General features: G+C 64.0%; 11 protein-coding genes. 7 read left to right on the top strand and 4 right to left on the bottom strand.

The genetic code is table 11. The annotated features are described in order from the left end of the window. Positions 1-228: 228 nt before the first annotated feature. From GCU53_RS02960 to GCU53_RS02930, 7 genes are all read left to right on the top strand, one after another. Positions 229-3,060: a 2-oxoglutarate dehydrogenase E1 component gene (locus GCU53_RS02960; protein WP_152386300.1), complete on the top strand. Its 2,832-nt coding sequence runs from the start codon at positions 229-231 to the stop codon at positions 3,058-3,060. A 42-nt stretch (positions 3,061-3,102) separates the two neighbouring features. Continuing rightward, positions 3,103-4,320, top strand: coding sequence for a dihydrolipoyllysine-residue succinyltransferase (gene sucB / locus GCU53_RS02955; protein ID WP_152386299.1), 1,218 nt, complete (start codon positions 3,103-3,105; stop codon positions 4,318-4,320). A gap of 83 nt (positions 4,321-4,403) precedes the next feature. Next, positions 4,404-5,837 (top strand): dihydrolipoyl dehydrogenase, encoded by a 1,434-nt coding sequence (gene lpdA, locus GCU53_RS02950; RefSeq protein ID WP_152386298.1) that lies wholly within the window; start codon positions 4,404-4,406, stop codon positions 5,835-5,837. Positions 5,838-6,012: 175 nt separating this feature from the next. Then, positions 6,013-7,182: an ADP-forming succinate--CoA ligase subunit beta gene (gene sucC / locus GCU53_RS02945; protein WP_152386297.1), complete on the top strand. Its 1,170-nt coding sequence runs from the start codon at positions 6,013-6,015 to the stop codon at positions 7,180-7,182. After that, a complete protein-coding gene (sucD, locus tag GCU53_RS02940) occupies positions 7,179-8,066 on the top strand; it encodes a succinate--CoA ligase subunit alpha (RefSeq protein WP_152386296.1) in 888 nt (295 codons plus the stop codon). Before sucC ends, sucD begins: the two co-directional genes overlap by 4 nt. A 108-nt stretch (positions 8,067-8,174) precedes the next feature. Further along, positions 8,175-8,906, top strand: coding sequence for a DUF599 domain-containing protein (locus GCU53_RS02935; protein WP_152386295.1), 732 nt, complete (start codon positions 8,175-8,177; stop codon positions 8,904-8,906). 24 nt (positions 8,907-8,930) lie between these two features. Next, on the top strand, positions 8,931-9,863 hold the full coding sequence (locus GCU53_RS02930; protein ID WP_152386294.1) for a DMT family transporter: 933 nt from the start codon (positions 8,931-8,933) through the stop codon (positions 9,861-9,863). Between the two features lie 155 nt (positions 9,864-10,018). On the opposite strand, the gene fabI is transcribed toward GCU53_RS02930, so the two are convergent. The 4 genes from fabI to GCU53_RS02910 are packed head-to-tail and all read right to left on the bottom strand — an operon-like array spanning position 10,019 to position 14,555. Further along, positions 10,019-10,813, bottom strand: a complete 795-nt coding sequence (fabI, locus tag GCU53_RS02925; RefSeq protein ID WP_152386293.1) for an enoyl-ACP reductase FabI — start codon at positions 10,811-10,813, stop codon at positions 10,019-10,021. A gap of 19 nt (positions 10,814-10,832) precedes the next feature. Further along, entirely contained in the window at positions 10,833-12,446 is a 1,614-nt protein-coding gene (locus tag GCU53_RS02920; RefSeq protein WP_152386292.1) for an ABC transporter ATP-binding protein, read from the bottom strand. Between the two features lies 1 nt (position 12,447). Beyond that, positions 12,448-13,467, bottom strand: coding sequence for an ABC transporter permease (locus tag GCU53_RS02915; RefSeq protein WP_152386291.1), 1,020 nt, complete (start codon positions 13,465-13,467; stop codon positions 12,448-12,450). Between the two features lie 2 nt (positions 13,468-13,469). Then, entirely contained in the window at positions 13,470-14,555 is a 1,086-nt protein-coding gene (locus tag GCU53_RS02910; RefSeq protein WP_152386290.1) for a microcin C ABC transporter permease YejB, read from the bottom strand. Position 14,556: the final 1 nt, after the last annotated feature.

Below are 14,556 nucleotides of genomic sequence, written 5' to 3'. Positions count from 1 at the left end.
TACCGTATACCTGCGGCGTCGGGAGCGATCCTGGCGCCGCAGTCGAAGATGGATCCGCAGCTCATGAAGCCGCGCTCCTATGAAGAATTTGACTAGCAGGGGCATCCGGGCAGGCGTCCGGACTATCTGTGGGATCCGTAGTGGCTTTACCAAAGTCGCTGCTTCATGACTTTGGAACGACCATGTGCGGCTCACGCCGATGGTGTCCCCTCACAAGGGTGACCAAGCATGCAAGATAGCGTTATGCAACGCATGTGGAACAGTGCCCACCTTTCCGGTGGAAATGCTGCTTATGTGGAAGAGCTCTACGAGCTTTACCTGCACGACCCCAACGCTGTGCCCGAAGAGTGGCGCACCTATTTCGAGAAACTGCCCGCCGAAGCCGGCACCTCCTCCGACGTTCCACACGCTCCCGTCCGCGACCAGTTCGTTCTGTTGGCCAAGAACCAGCGTCGCGCACAGCCGGTCGCAACCTCCAGCGTAAGCACCGAACACGAGAAGAAGCAGGTCGAAGTCCTGCGTCTGATCCAGGCCTACCGCATGCGCGGCCATCAGGCCTCGCAACTGGACCCGCTCGGTCTTTGGCAGCGCACCGCGCCCTCCGATCTGTCGATCACTCATTACGGGCTGACCAACGCCGATCTGGACACCACCTTCCGCACCGGCGAACTCTACATCGGTAAGGAAGAAGCGACCCTACGCGAAATCCTGCAGGCATTGCAGGAGACATATTGCCGCACTATCGGCGCCGAGTTCACCCATATCGTCGATTCCGAGCAGCGCAACTGGTTCGCCCAGCGCATGGAGAGCGTGCGTGGTCGCCCGGTTTACTCCAAAGAGGTGAAAGGCCACCTCCTCGAGCGCCTGACCGCTGCCGAAGGCCTGGAGAAGTACCTGGGCACCAAGTACCCGGGCACCAAGCGTTTCGGTCTGGAAGGCGGCGAGAGCCTGGTTCCGGTTGTCGACGAGATCATCCAGCGCTCCGGCTCCTACGGCACCAAGGAAGTCGTCATCGGCATGGCCCACCGCGGCCGTCTGAACCTGCTGGTCAATGCGCTGGGCAAGAACCCGCGCGACCTGTTCGACGAGTTCGAAGGCAAGAAGATGGTCGAGCTGGGCTCCGGTGACGTGAAGTACCACCAGGGCTTCTCCTCCAACGTGATGACCCCGGGTGGCGAAGTGCACCTGGCCATGGCATTCAACCCGTCGCACCTGGAAATCGTCTCCCCAGTGGTCGAAGGCTCCGTGCGTGCCCGTCAGGACCGTCGTGGCGACGCTATCGGCGACAAGGTGGTACCGATCTCCATCCACGGCGACTCGGCCTTCGCCGGTCAAGGCGTGGTGATGGAAACCTTCCAGATGTCGCAGATCCGCGGCTACAAGACGGGCGGTACCATCCACATCGTGGTCAACAACCAGGTTGGCTTCACCACCAGCAACCCGGCCGATACCCGCTCCACCGAGTACTGCACCGATCCGGCGAAGATGATTCAGGCACCGGTCCTGCACGTCAACGGCGACGATCCTGAAGCCGTGCTGTTCGTAACTCAGCTGGCCGTCGACTACCGCATGCAATTCAAGCGCGACGTGGTCATCGATCTGGTTTGCTACCGCCGTCGCGGCCACAACGAGGCCGACGAGCCGAGCGGCACCCAGCCGCTGATGTACCAGAAGATCGCCAAGCAGCGCACCACCCGCGAGCTGTACGCCGATGCCCTGGTCAAGGAAGGCAGCCTGAGCCAGGAAGAAGTCCAGGCCAAGGGTGACGAGTACCGTACCGCGCTGGACAACGGTCAGCACGTGCTCAAGAGCCTGGTCAAGGAGCCGAACACCGAGCTGTTCGTCGACTGGACCCCGTACCTGGGCCACGCCTGGACTGCTCGTCACGACACCAGCTTCGACCTGAAGACCCTGCAGGAGCTGAACGCCAAGCTGCTGCAGATCCCGGAAGGTTTCGTCGTGCAGCGCCAGGTCGCCAAGATCCTCGAGGATCGCGACCGTATGGGCGTCGGCGCCATGCCGATCAACTGGGGCTGCGCCGAGACCCTGGCCTACGCCACCTTGTTGAAGGAAGGCCATCCGGTGCGCATCACTGGCCAGGACGTCGGTCGTGGCACCTTCTCGCACCGCCATGCCGTGCTGCACAACCAGAAGGACGCCAGCCGCTACATCCCGCTGCAGAACCTCTATGAGGGGCAGCCGACGTTCGAGCTGTACGACTCCTTCCTTTCGGAAGAGGCGGTGCTCGCCTTCGAATACGGCTACGCCACTACCACGCCGAACGCGCTGGTGATCTGGGAAGCCCAGTTCGGTGACTTCGCCAACGGTGCCCAGGTGGTGATCGACCAGTTCATCAGCAGCGGCGAGACCAAGTGGGGCCGTCTGTGCGGCCTGACCATGCTGCTGCCGCACGGCTACGAAGGTCAGGGGCCGGAGCACTCCTCCGCCCGTCTGGAGCGCTACCTGCAGCTGTGCGCCGAGCAGAACATCCAAGTCTGCGTGCCGACCACCCCGGCGCAGGTCTACCACATGCTGCGTCGCCAGGTGATCCGCCCGCTGCGCAAGCCGCTGGTGGTCCTGACGCCGAAGTCGCTGCTGCGCCACAAGGCGGCGATCTCCACCTTGGAGGATCTGGCTCACGGCTCCTTCCATCCGGTCCTGCCGGAGGTCGACAGCCTCGATCCGAAGAAGGTCGAACGTCTGGTCCTGTGCAGCGGCAAGGTTTACTACGACCTGCTGGACAAGCGCCGTGCCGAGGGCCGCGAGGACATCGCCATCGTTCGCATCGAGCAGCTCTATCCGTTCCCGGAAGAGGAGCTGGCCGAGGTCATGGCGCCCTACACCAACCTCAAGCACGTGGTCTGGTGTCAGGAAGAGCCGATGAACCAGGGGGCCTGGTATTGCAGCCAGCATCACATGCGTCGTGTCGCCAGCGCGCACAAGAAGGACCTGTTCCTTCAGTATGCCGGTCGCGAAGCCTCGGCCGCTCCGGCTTGCGGTTACGCGTCGATGCATGCCGAGCAGCAGGAAAAACTGCTGCAGGATGCTTTCACTGTTTAATGCCTTCTCGCAGAAGCAACGAATAAATAGGAATCTTAGATAATGGCTATCGATATCAAAGCCCCGACTTTCCCGGAATCGATCGCGGACGGCACTGTTGCCACCTGGCACAAGAAGCCCGGCGAAGCCGTCAAGCGTGACGAGCTGATCGTCGACATCGAGACCGACAAGGTCGTGATGGAAGTGCTTGCCGAGGCGGACGGCGTGATTGCCGAGATCGTCAAGAACGAAGGCGACACCGTGCTCAGCGGCGAACTGCTCGGCAAGCTGACCGAAGGCGGCGCTGCCACTGCCGCTCCGGCTGCCGCCCCGGCTCCGGCTGCTGCCGCTCCGGCTGCCGCTGCCGCTCCGGCCGCTGCCGAGGCGCCGATCCTGTCCCCGGCTGCTCGCAAGATCGCCGAGGAAAACGCCATCGCTGCCGACAGCATCACCGGTACCGGCAAAGGCGGTCGCGTGACCAAGGAAGATGCGGTCGCTGCCGTTGAGGCCAAGAAATCCGCTCCTGCCGGCCAGCCGGCTGCCGCCGCCACTGCCGCTCCGCTGTTCGCAGCCGGCGATCGCGTCGAGAAGCGCGTGCCGATGACCCGCCTGCGTGCCAAGGTCGCCGAGCGCCTGGTCGAGGCCCAATCCTCCATGGCCATGCTGACGACCTTCAACGAAGTCAACATGAAGCCGGTCATGGAACTGCGCGCCAAGTACAAGGACCTGTTCGAGAAGACCCACAACGGCGTGCGCCTGGGCTTCATGTCCTTCTTCGTCAAGGCCGCTGTCGAGGCCCTGAAGCGTCAGCCGGGCGTCAACGCCTCCATCGACGGTAACGACATCGTTTACCACGGCTACCAGGACATCGGTGTGGCCGTGTCCAGCGATCGTGGTCTGGTGGTGCCGGTCCTGCGCAACGCCGAGTTCATGAGCCTGGCGGAAATCGAAGGCGGCATCAACGAGTTCGGCAAGAAGGCCAAGGCCGGCAAGCTGACCATCGAGGAAATGACCGGCGGTACCTTCACCATCTCCAACGGTGGCGTGTTCGGTTCCCTGCTGTCGACCCCGATCGTCAACCCGCCGCAGACGGCCATCCTCGGCATGCACAAGATCCAGGAGCGCCCGATGGCCGTGAACGGTCAGGTAGTCGTCCTGCCGATGATGTATCTTGCCCTGTCCTACGATCACCGCCTGATCGATGGTAAGGAAGCCGTTACCTTCCTGGTGACCATGAAGGATCTCCTGGAAGACCCGGCTCGCCTGCTGCTGGACATCTGATCTGAGACCGCAAGCTGCCGGCGCTGGCCTTTGAGGAGGCCTATGCCGGCGGCTTTACGCCGCTTTAAAGAAGAGGATTCGCTATGAGCCAGAAGTTCGACGTGATTGTGATTGGTGCAGGCCCCGGTGGCTACGTAGCTGCCATCAAGGCTGCCCAGCTCGGCCTCAAGACTGCTCTGATCGAGAAATACAAGGGCAAGGAGGGCAAGACTGCACTGGGTGGCACCTGCCTGAACGTGGGTTGCATTCCCTCCAAAGCCCTTCTGGACAGCTCCTACAAGTTCCATGAGGCACACGAGAGCTTCAAGCTCCACGGCATCAGCACCGGCGAAGTCGCCATCGACGTGCCGACCATGATCGCCCGCAAGGATCAGATCGTCAGAAATCTCACCGGCGGGGTTTCCTCGCTGATCAAGGCCAATGGTGCCACCCTGTTCGAAGGTCATGGCAAGCTGCTGGCCGGCAAGAAGGTCGAAGTTACTGCCGCCGATGGCAGCACCCAGGTGCTCGAGGCCGAGAACGTGATTCTCGCTTCCGGTTCCAAGCCGGTGGAAATCCCGCCGGCGCCGGTCGATCAGGATGTCATCGTCGACTCCACCGGCGCCCTGGACTTCCAGAGCGCTCCGGGCAAGCTCGGCGTGATCGGCGCTGGCGTGATCGGCCTCGAGCTGGGCTCGGTCTGGGCCCGCCTGGGTGCCGAGGTCACCGTGCTCGAAGCCATGGACAAGTTCCTGCCGGCCGTCGACGAGCAGGTCGCCAAGGAGGCCCAGAAGATCCTTACCAAGCAGGGCCTGAAGATCCTGCTGGGTGCCCGCGTCACCGGCACCGAGATCAAGGACAAGCAAGTCATCGTCAAATTCACCGATGCCGAAGGCGAGAAGTCGCAAACCTTCGACAAGCTGATCGTCGCGGTCGGCCGTCGTCCGGTGACCACCGACCTGCTGGCTGCCGACAGCGGCGTGACCATGGATGAGCGCGGCTTCATCTACGTCGACGACTACTGCGCGACCAGCGTTCCGGGCGTCTACGCCATCGGCGACGTGGTGCGCGGCGCGATGCTGGCCCACAAGGCCTCGGAAGAGGGCGTGATGGTTGCCGAGCGTATCGCCGGTCACAAGGCCCAGATGAACTACGACCTGATTCCGGCCGTCATCTACACCCACCCGGAAATCGCCGGTGTCGGCAAGACCGAGCAGGCTCTGAAAGCCGAAGGCGTGGCCATCAATGTCGGTGTCTTCCCGTTCGCTGCCAGCGGTCGCGCCATGGCTGCCAACGAAACTGCCGGCTTCGTCAAGGTCATCGCCGATGCCAAGACCGACCGCGTACTGGGCGTTCACGTGATTGGCCCGAGCGCTGCCGAACTGGTCCAGCAGGGCGCCATCGCCATGGAATTCGGCACCAGTGCCGAAGATCTGGGCATGATGGTCTTTGCTCACCCGGCTCTGTCCGAGGCGCTGCACGAAGCCGCCCTGGCGGTCAGCGGTCACGCAATTCACATTGCCAACCGCAAGAAGTAATCAGGCAACAAGGCAACACCCAGCGGCAGACAATCCGTCGTAGCTCCTTGTAGCTATAGCGGAGCGTCTGCCGCGCTGCTTTCGCTGGTATGGTATGGTCATAACTACCGTGTCAGCATGGTCCCGGCACCATGCTGCGCAAGGACAGCCATAAAAACCAGAACGGTACCCAGACATGAATCTCCATGAATATCAGGGCAAGCAGCTTTTTGCCGAATATGGTTTACCCGTGTCCCGAGGCATTGCCGTCGATACCCCGGAGGCTGCGGCACAGGCCTGCGACACGATTGGCGGCAGTTGCTGGGTCGTGAAGGCCCAGGTGCACGCCGGTGGTCGCGGCAAGGCCGGTGGTGTCAAGCTGGTCAAGAGCAGGGAGGCGGCGAGGGACTTCGCCCTCACCTGGCTGGGCAAGCGGCTGGTGACCTACCAGACCGACGCTTCGGGACAAGCGGTCAACAAGATCCTGGTCGAGGCCTGCACCGAGATCGAGCGGGAGCTTTATCTGGGGGCGGTGGTCGACCGCTCCAGCCGCCGTATCGTCTTCATGGCTTCCACCGAGGGCGGGGTGAACATCGAGCAGGTCGCCCACGAAACGCCCGAGAAGATTCTCAAGGCCACCATCGATCCCCTGATCGGCGCCCAGCCGTTCCAGGCCCGCGCGCTGGCCTTCCAGCTGGGTCTCGAGGGTGACCAGCTCAAGCAGTTCACCCATATCTTCATCGCTCTGGCCAAACTGTTCCAGGAGCACGACCTGGCCCTGGTGGAGGTGAACCCGCTGGTGGTCCAGAAGGACGGCAATCTCCTCTGTCTGGATGCCAAGATCAATCTCGACGCCAATGCCCTGTTCCGCCAACCCAGGTTGCGCGCCATGCACGATCCTTCACAGGATGATCCCCGTGAGGTGCATGCGGCGAAGTGGGAGCTGAACTACGTGGCCCTCGAGGGCAACATCGGTTGCATGGTCAACGGTGCCGGCCTGGCCATGGGCACCATGGACATCGTCAATCTCCATGGCGGCAGGCCGGCCAACTTCCTCGACGTCGGCGGCGGCGCGACCAAGGAGCGGGTGACCGAAGCCTTCAAGATCATCCTCTCCGATGCCAACGTTAAGGCCGTGCTGGTCAACATCTTCGGTGGCATCGTGCGCTGCGACATGATCGCCGAAGGCATCATCGGTGCGGTCCGGGAAGTTGGCGTGAAGGTGCCGGTGGTCGTCCGCTTGGAGGGCAACAACGCAGAGCTGGGTGCCGAGGCACTGGTCCGGAGCGGTCTGAACATCATTCCGGCCAGCACCCTGACCGATGCGGCGGTGCTGGTAGTCAAGGCAGCGGAGGGCAACCGATGAGCATTCTGGTCAACAAGGACACCAAGGTCATCTGCCAGGGATTCACCGGCAGCCAGGGAACCTTCCACAGCGAGCAGGCCATGGCCTATGGCACCCGCATGGTCGGGGGCGTGACTCCGGGCAAGGGCGGTACCGTTCATCTCGGCCTGCCGGTCTTCAACACGGTCAGGGAAGCCGTGGAGGCCACCGGCGCCGATGCCTCGGTCATCTATGTGCCCGCACCTTTCTGCAAGGACTCCATCCTCGAAGCGGCTTTTGCCGGCATCCGCTTGATCGTCTGCATCACCGAGGGTGTACCGACCCTCGACATGCTGCAGGTTAAGCTCAAGTGCGACGAGCTGGGCGTACGCCTGATCGGCCCCAACTGTCCGGGGGTGATTACCCCCGGCGAATGCAAGATCGGCATTCAGCCGGGCAACATTCATATGCCGGGCAAGGTCGGCATCGTCTCCCGGTCGGGCACCCTGACCTACGAGGCAGTGAAGCAGACCACCGACGCCGGTTTCGGCCAGTCCACCTGCGTGGGCATCGGCGGCGACCCGATCCCGGGCTCCAGCTTCATCGACATTCTCGGCCTGTTCCAGAACGATCCTCAGACCGAGGCCATCGTGATGATCGGCGAGATCGGCGGCAGTGCCGAGGAGGAAGCGGCAGCCTATATCAAGGCCAACGTCACCAAGCCGGTGGTTTCCTACATTGCCGGCGTCACCGCGCCGGCAGGCAAGCGCATGGGGCATGCCGGCGCGATCATCTCCGGAGGCAAGGGAACCGCGGACGAGAAGTTCGCCGCTCTGCAGGATGCCGGAGTGAAGACCGTGCGCTCCCTGGCGGACATCGGCAAGGCCTTGGCCGAACTGACCGGCTGGGAAATGAAGCGGTCCTGAGGCCGAAGGCCCTCCTGGAGGCAAATGCCGGTCGCTCTGCCGGCTGGCATTTTTTCATCGTCTGGGTAAAGTGACGGGCTTCTCGCGTTGCTGCGGCTAGGAGTACCGATGTTCAGCGCCGAAAGCTATCTGCCTCACCTGTTCGCCGTCATCTGGTTCGTGCTCTGCTGGGGGGGCTATACCCGCTATGCCATCTGGAAAGGGCGCGACACCCCCTGTCTCGCCAGCATCATGCACCTCTATCGCGAGGACTGGATGCGACGCCTGCTGCTGCGCGACAGCCGCATCGCCGATGCCAGCGTGATCGGCAGTCTGGAGCGCAGTGCGTCCTTTTTCGCCTCCAGTACGCTGATCATCCTTGCCGGCATTCTCACCGTGCTGGGATCGTCGGAGCGTGCGGTTTCCCTGCTGGCCGAGCTGCCCTTTGTCCAGATGGCCAGCCGCGAGCTGTCGGAAATCAAGCTGCTCTGCCTGAGCGTGGTGTTCGTCTATGCCTTCTTCACCTTTACCTGGTGCATGCGCCAGTACAATTTCGTGGCAGTGCTGGTCGGTGCTGCCCCCATGTTGGGGGAGCGGCACGTTACCGAGCAGGAGCGCAAGGCGTTTGCCGAGCGCGTCGCGCGGGTGATCTCGCTGGCTGCCAACCAGTTCAACTTCGGCCTGCGCGCCTACTATTTCGGCCTGGCCATGCTGGCCTGGTTCATCAACCCCTGGGTGTTCATGCTGGTCACCACGGGCGTGGTCATGGTGCTCTACCACCGTGAGTTCCATTCCGAGGTGCTGGAAGTGATGGTCTATACGCCGACTCCGCCCATGCCCCCCCTGAAGGAAGAGAAGTAGCCTTTCCTCCACCTGGATTTCCCGATGAAGCGACTGCTGGTCAATCCCTATCTGCTGCTGACCCTGGCCTCGCTGTTCTGGTCGGGAAATCTGGTCATGGGCCGCGGACTGCGCGGCGACCTGCCGCCGGTGGGGCTGGCGTTCTGGCGCTGGACCACCGCCTTCCTGCTGGTGCTGCCGCTTGCCTTGCCGCACCTGCGTAGCCAATGGCCGGCACTGCGCGCAGGCTGGTGGGCGGTGCTCCTGCTCGGCGTCCTGGGCGTGGGTTGCTACAACACCTTCTCCTATATCGCCCTGCAGTACACGACGGCGACCAGCGCCATCCTGCTCAACTCCTTCATTCCCGTGGCGACCATCGCCCTGGCCTTCCTGTTCTTCGGCAAGCGTCTTGCCCGCCAGGAGGCTCTGGGTGTGGTCGTCTCGCTGCTCGGGGTCGTGATTCTGGTGGCTCAGGGCAGCCTCGACACCTTGCTGGCGCTCAGCCTGAACGCCGGCGACCTGTGGATGCTTGCGGCGGTGCTGTCCTGGGGGTTCTACACCGTGGGACTGCAGTGGCGGCCGCAGGGCGTGCATCCGCTGCTGCTGCTCGCCGCATGTATCGCAGTCGGTCTGCTGGTCCAGGCGCCGGTCTACGCCTGGGAGATCGCGGGCGGGCGTTCGATCGTGCTCAACGCACAGTCCGTCGGCGGCATTCTCTACGCAGGTGTGGTGGCGGCCTTCCTGGGGTTTCTCTGCTACAACGCGGGCGTGGCCGCCATCGGACCGGCGCGGGGCTCGCTGTTCCTGCACCTGATGCCGGTGTTCGGCACCATCCTCTCGACGCTGTTGCTGGGCGAGCGGCCACAGCTTTATCACCTCGCCGGCATCGCCCTGGTCTTCGCGGGAATCGCCTTGACCATGTACCGTCCGGCACTGCATGGAGCGGCGACGCTGCCCGGCGATGAATCCCGCTCCTGAGCGAAATCACCTTCGGGGATAGGCTGCGCAAAATATGGATTTCTCAAAAGGGCGTGCGGGAGAGTCGGACAAGACCCGGAAACGACAATGCCCGTATCGCAGGATACGGGCATTGCTCGGTAGGGGGGCTGGGACGCCGATCCCTGTAGGCGGTATCAGTCTTCCAGCGAGCCCATGGCCGTGGTGTTGAAGCCGCCGTCGACGTAGAGGACTTCGCCGCTGATGCCCGAGGCGAGGTCGGAGCAGAGGAAGGCGCCGGCATTGCCGACCTCCTCGATGGTCACGTTGCGGCGCAGGGGGGTCTGGCGCTCGTTGGCGGCGAGCATCTTGCGGAAGCTGGCGATGCCGGAGGCGGCCAGGGTGCGGATCGGGCCGGCGGAGATGCAGTTGACGCGGGTGCCTTCCGGGCCGAGGCTGGCAGCCAGGTAGCGTACGCCGGCCTCCAGGCTGGCCTTGGCCATGCCCATCACGTTGTAGTTGGGCATGGTGCGCTCGGCGCCCAGGTAGGACAGGGTCAGCAGGCTGCCGTTGCGGCCCTTCATCATCTCGCGGCCGGCCTTGGCCAGGGCGACGAAGCTATAGGCGCTGATGTCGTGGGCGATCTTGAAGCCCTCGCGGGTGGTGACTTCGGTGAAGTCGCCGTTCAACTGGTCGCCCGGGGCGAAGCCGACCGAGTGGACGATGCAGTCCAGGCCATCCCATTTCTTGCCCAGTTCCTCGAAGACCTTGGCGATGTCCTCGTCGTTGGCCACGTCACAGGGGAAGCACAGCTCGGGACTGGAGCCCCAGCCGGTGGCGAACTCCTCGACACGGCCCTTGAGCTTGTCGTTCTGATAGGTAAAGGCCAGTTCGGCACCTTCGCGGTGCATCGCGGCGGCGATACCGGAGGCGATGGACAGTTTGCTGGCGACGCCGACGATCAGTACGCGCTTACCGGCGAGAAATCCCATGGATCAGTTCCTCTTCTAGTTAATCGGCGCTGCCGGGAGCCAGGAAGGCGGCTTCCAGCAACTGCCGTGTATAAATATGTTGCGGGTCGGCGAAGATGTCCCGTGCCGCCCCCTGTTCGACCACCTGCCCCTGCCTGACCACCATCAGCTGATGACTGAGCGCCTTGACCACCGCCAGATCGTGGCTGATGAACAGGTAGGTCAGGTCGTACTTGCGCTGCAGCGAACGCAACAGCTCCACGACCTGGCGCTGCACCGTGCGGTCGAGCGCCGAGGTGGGCTCGTCCAGCAGGATCAGCGCCGGCTTCAGCACCAGCGCCCGGGCGATGGCGATCCGCTGCCGCTGCCCGCCGGAAAACTCGTGGGGATAGCGGTGACGGGTCTCCGGATCCAGGCCGACCTCGCGCAGCGCCTCGATGATCGCCTGCTCCTGCTCGGCCGGCGTGCCCGGGCCGTGGATCCGCAGCCCCTCGCCAACGATCTGGCCCACCGACATGCGCGGGCTGAGACTGCCGTAGGGGTCCTGGAAGACCACCTGCATCTCCCGCCGCAGGGGGCGGATCTCATGCTGAGACAGACCGTTCAGCGTCTGGCCGCGGAAGCGGATCGAACCCTGGCTGGACAGCAGGCGCAGGATCGCCAGGCCGAGAGTGGACTTGCCGGAACCGCTTTCGCCGACGATCCCCAGGGTCTGCCCGCGGTGCAGGGTGAAGCCGATGCCGTCCACCGCCTTGACGTGGTCGACCGTGCGGCGCAGCAAACCCTTCCTGATCGGGAACCAGACACGCAGACCCTCGATCTCCAGCAACGGTTCGCCGACCGGGTTGTCCGCCGGCTCGCCGCGCGGTTCCGCGCCGAGCAGTTCCTGAGTATAGGGGTGCTTGGGGGCGTGGAAGATTTCCTCGCAGCCGGCCTGTTCGACGATGGTACCGCCGCGCATGACACAGACCCGGTGGGCGGTGCGCCGCACCAGGTTGAGGTCGTGGGTGATCAGCAGCAGCGCCATGCCCAGGCGGGCCTGCAGATCCTTGAGCAGCTCGAGGATCTTCAGCTGCACGGTGACGTCCAGCGCCGTGGTCGGCTCGTCGGCGATCAACAGCTCCGGCTCGTTGGCCAGGGCCATGGCGATCATCACCCGCTGCCGCTGGCCGCCGGAGAGTTCGTGGGGATAGGCCTTGAGGCGCTTGTGCGGTTCGGGAATGCCGACCAGCTCGAGCAGTTCCAGGGTCCGCGCGGTGGCGGCTGCTCCGCGCAGGCCCTTGTGCAGGGCGAGGACCTCGTTGATCTGCTTCTCGATGCTGTGCAGCGGGTTCAGCGAGGTCATCGGTTCCTGGAAGACCATGGCGATGCGGTTGCCACGGATGCCGCGCAGCTGGCGCTCGTCGAGCCTGAGCAGATCCTGCCCGGCGTAGCGGATGCTGCCGGCCGGGTGGCGGGCCAGCGGGTAGGGCAGAAGGCGCAGGATCGAGTGGGCGGTGACCGACTTGCCGGAGCCGCTCTCGCCGACCAGGGCCAGGGTCTCGCCGCGGCGGATGTCGAAGCTGACGCCTTCCACCACGCGCTGCACCCGGTCGCTACCGACGAACTCGACCGCGAGATCGCGGATCTCGATGAGGTTCTGCGAATCGTTCATTTCACTTCCTGGGATCGAAGGCATCGCGCGCCGCCTCGCCGATGAACACCAAGAGGCTGAGCATCAGCGCCAGCACCACGAAGGCGGTGATCCCCAGCCAGGGCGCCTGCAGGTTGGCCTTGCCCTGGGCGACCAGTTCGCCGAGGGACGGCGCGCCGGGCGGCAGGCCGAAGCCGAGGAAGTCCAGGGCGGTGAGGGTGCCGATGGCGCCGGTGAGGATGAAGGGCATGAAGGTCATGGTCGAGACCATGGCGTTGGGCAGGATGTGCCGGAACATGATCGCGCCGTTGCCCATGCCCAGGGCGCGGGCGGCGCGCACATACTCCAGGTTGCGGCCGCGCAGGAACTCGGCGCGCACCACGTCGACCAGGCTCATCCAGGAGAACAGCAGCATGATGCCCAGCAGCCACCAGAAGTTCGGCTGCACGAAGCTGGCCAGGATGATCAGGAGGTAGAGCACCGGCAGGCCGGACCAGACCTCCAGGAAACGCTGGCCGAGCAGGTCGACCCAGCCGCCGTGGAAGCCCTGCAGGGCACCGACGAGGACACCGACGAGCGAGCTGAGCAGGGTCAGGGTTATGGCGAACAGCACCGAGATGCGGAAGCCGTAGATGACCCGGGCGAGCACGTCGCGGCCCTGGTCGTCGGTGCCCAGCCAGTTGACCTGCGACGGCGGCGCCGGTGCCGGAACGGTCAGCTCGTAGTTGATGCTCGAGTAGCTGAAGGGGATCGGCGGCCAGAGCATCCAGCCGTCCTTCTCCGCGATCAGGCTCTGGATGTAGGGACTCTTGTAGTTGGTGGTCAGCGGGAATTCGCCGCCGAAGGTGGTCTCCGGGTAGCGCTTGAACACCGGGAAGTACCAGCCGCCGTCATAGCGCACGACCAGCGGCTTGTCGTTGGCGATCAGCTCGGCGCCGAGGCTGGCGATGAACAGCGCGAGGAACAGCCAGAGCGACCACCAGCCGCGCCGGTGCGCCTTGAAGAGCTCCAGCCGGCGCCGGTTGAGGGGAGTCAGTTTCATCGTCAGCTCTCCCGGCTTTCGAAGTCGATGCGCGGATCGACCAGGGTGTAGGTGAGATCGCCGATCAGTTTCACGACCAGTCCCAGCAAGGTGAAGATGAAGAGGGTGCCGAACACCACCGGATAGTCGCGGTTGATCGCCGCCTCGAAGCTCAGCAGGCCGAGGCCGTCGAGGGAGAAGATCACCTCGATCAGCAGCGAGCCGGTGAAGAACAGGCCGATGAAGGTCGAAGGGAAGCCGGCGATGACGATCAGCATGGCGTTGCGGAACACGTGTCCGTAGAGCACGCGGTTCTTCGACAGACCCTTGGCGCGCGCGGTCACCACGTACTGCTTGTTGATCTCGTCGAGGAAGCTGTTCTTGGTCAGCAGGGTGAGGGTGGCGAAGTTGCCGATCACCAGGGCGGTCACCGGCAGGGCCAGGTGCCAGAAGTAGTCGAGGATCTTGCCGCCCAGGCTGAGTTCGTCGAAGTTGTTCGAGGTCAGCCCGCGCAGCGGGAACCAGTCGAAGTAGCTGCCGCCGGCGAACAGCACGATCAGCAGGATGGCGAACAAAAAGGCCGGGATCGCATAGCCGACGATGATCGCCGAACTGGTCCAGACGTCGAAGGCGCTGCCGTGGCGCACCGCCTTGGCGATCCCCAGGGGAATGGACACCAGGTACATGATCAGCGTGCTCCACAGCCCCAGGGAGATCGACACCGGCATCTTCTCGAGGATCAGGTCGACGACCGTGGCGTCGCGGAAGAAGCTTTCGCCGAAGTCCAGCTTCAGATAGTTGGTCAGCATCAGCCAGAAGCGCTCGTGGGCCGGCTTGTCGAAGCCGTACATGCGTTCGATCTCGGCGATCAGTTCGGGGTCCAGTCCCTGGGCGCCGCGGTAGCGGGAGCTGCCTGCGGAAACTTCGCCGCCGCCGCCGGAGATGCGTCCGGTGGCGCCGCCGGCAGCGGCCTCGAAGCCTTCCAGCTTGGCGATGGCCTGCTCCACCGGGCCGCCGGGGGCGGCCTGGATGATGACGAAGTTGAGCAGCAGGATGCCGAGCAGGGTCGGTACGATCAGCAGCAGGCGGCGCAGAATATAGGCGAACATC

Origin of the sequence: Azotobacter salinestris (genome assembly GCF_009363155.1) — a bacterium.
GTDB classification, from domain to species: Bacteria; Pseudomonadota; Gammaproteobacteria; order Pseudomonadales; family Pseudomonadaceae; genus Azotobacter; species Azotobacter salinestris.
The sequence above is the reverse complement of the archived record's forward strand: the minus strand, read 5'-3'. Positions and strand labels throughout refer to the sequence as shown.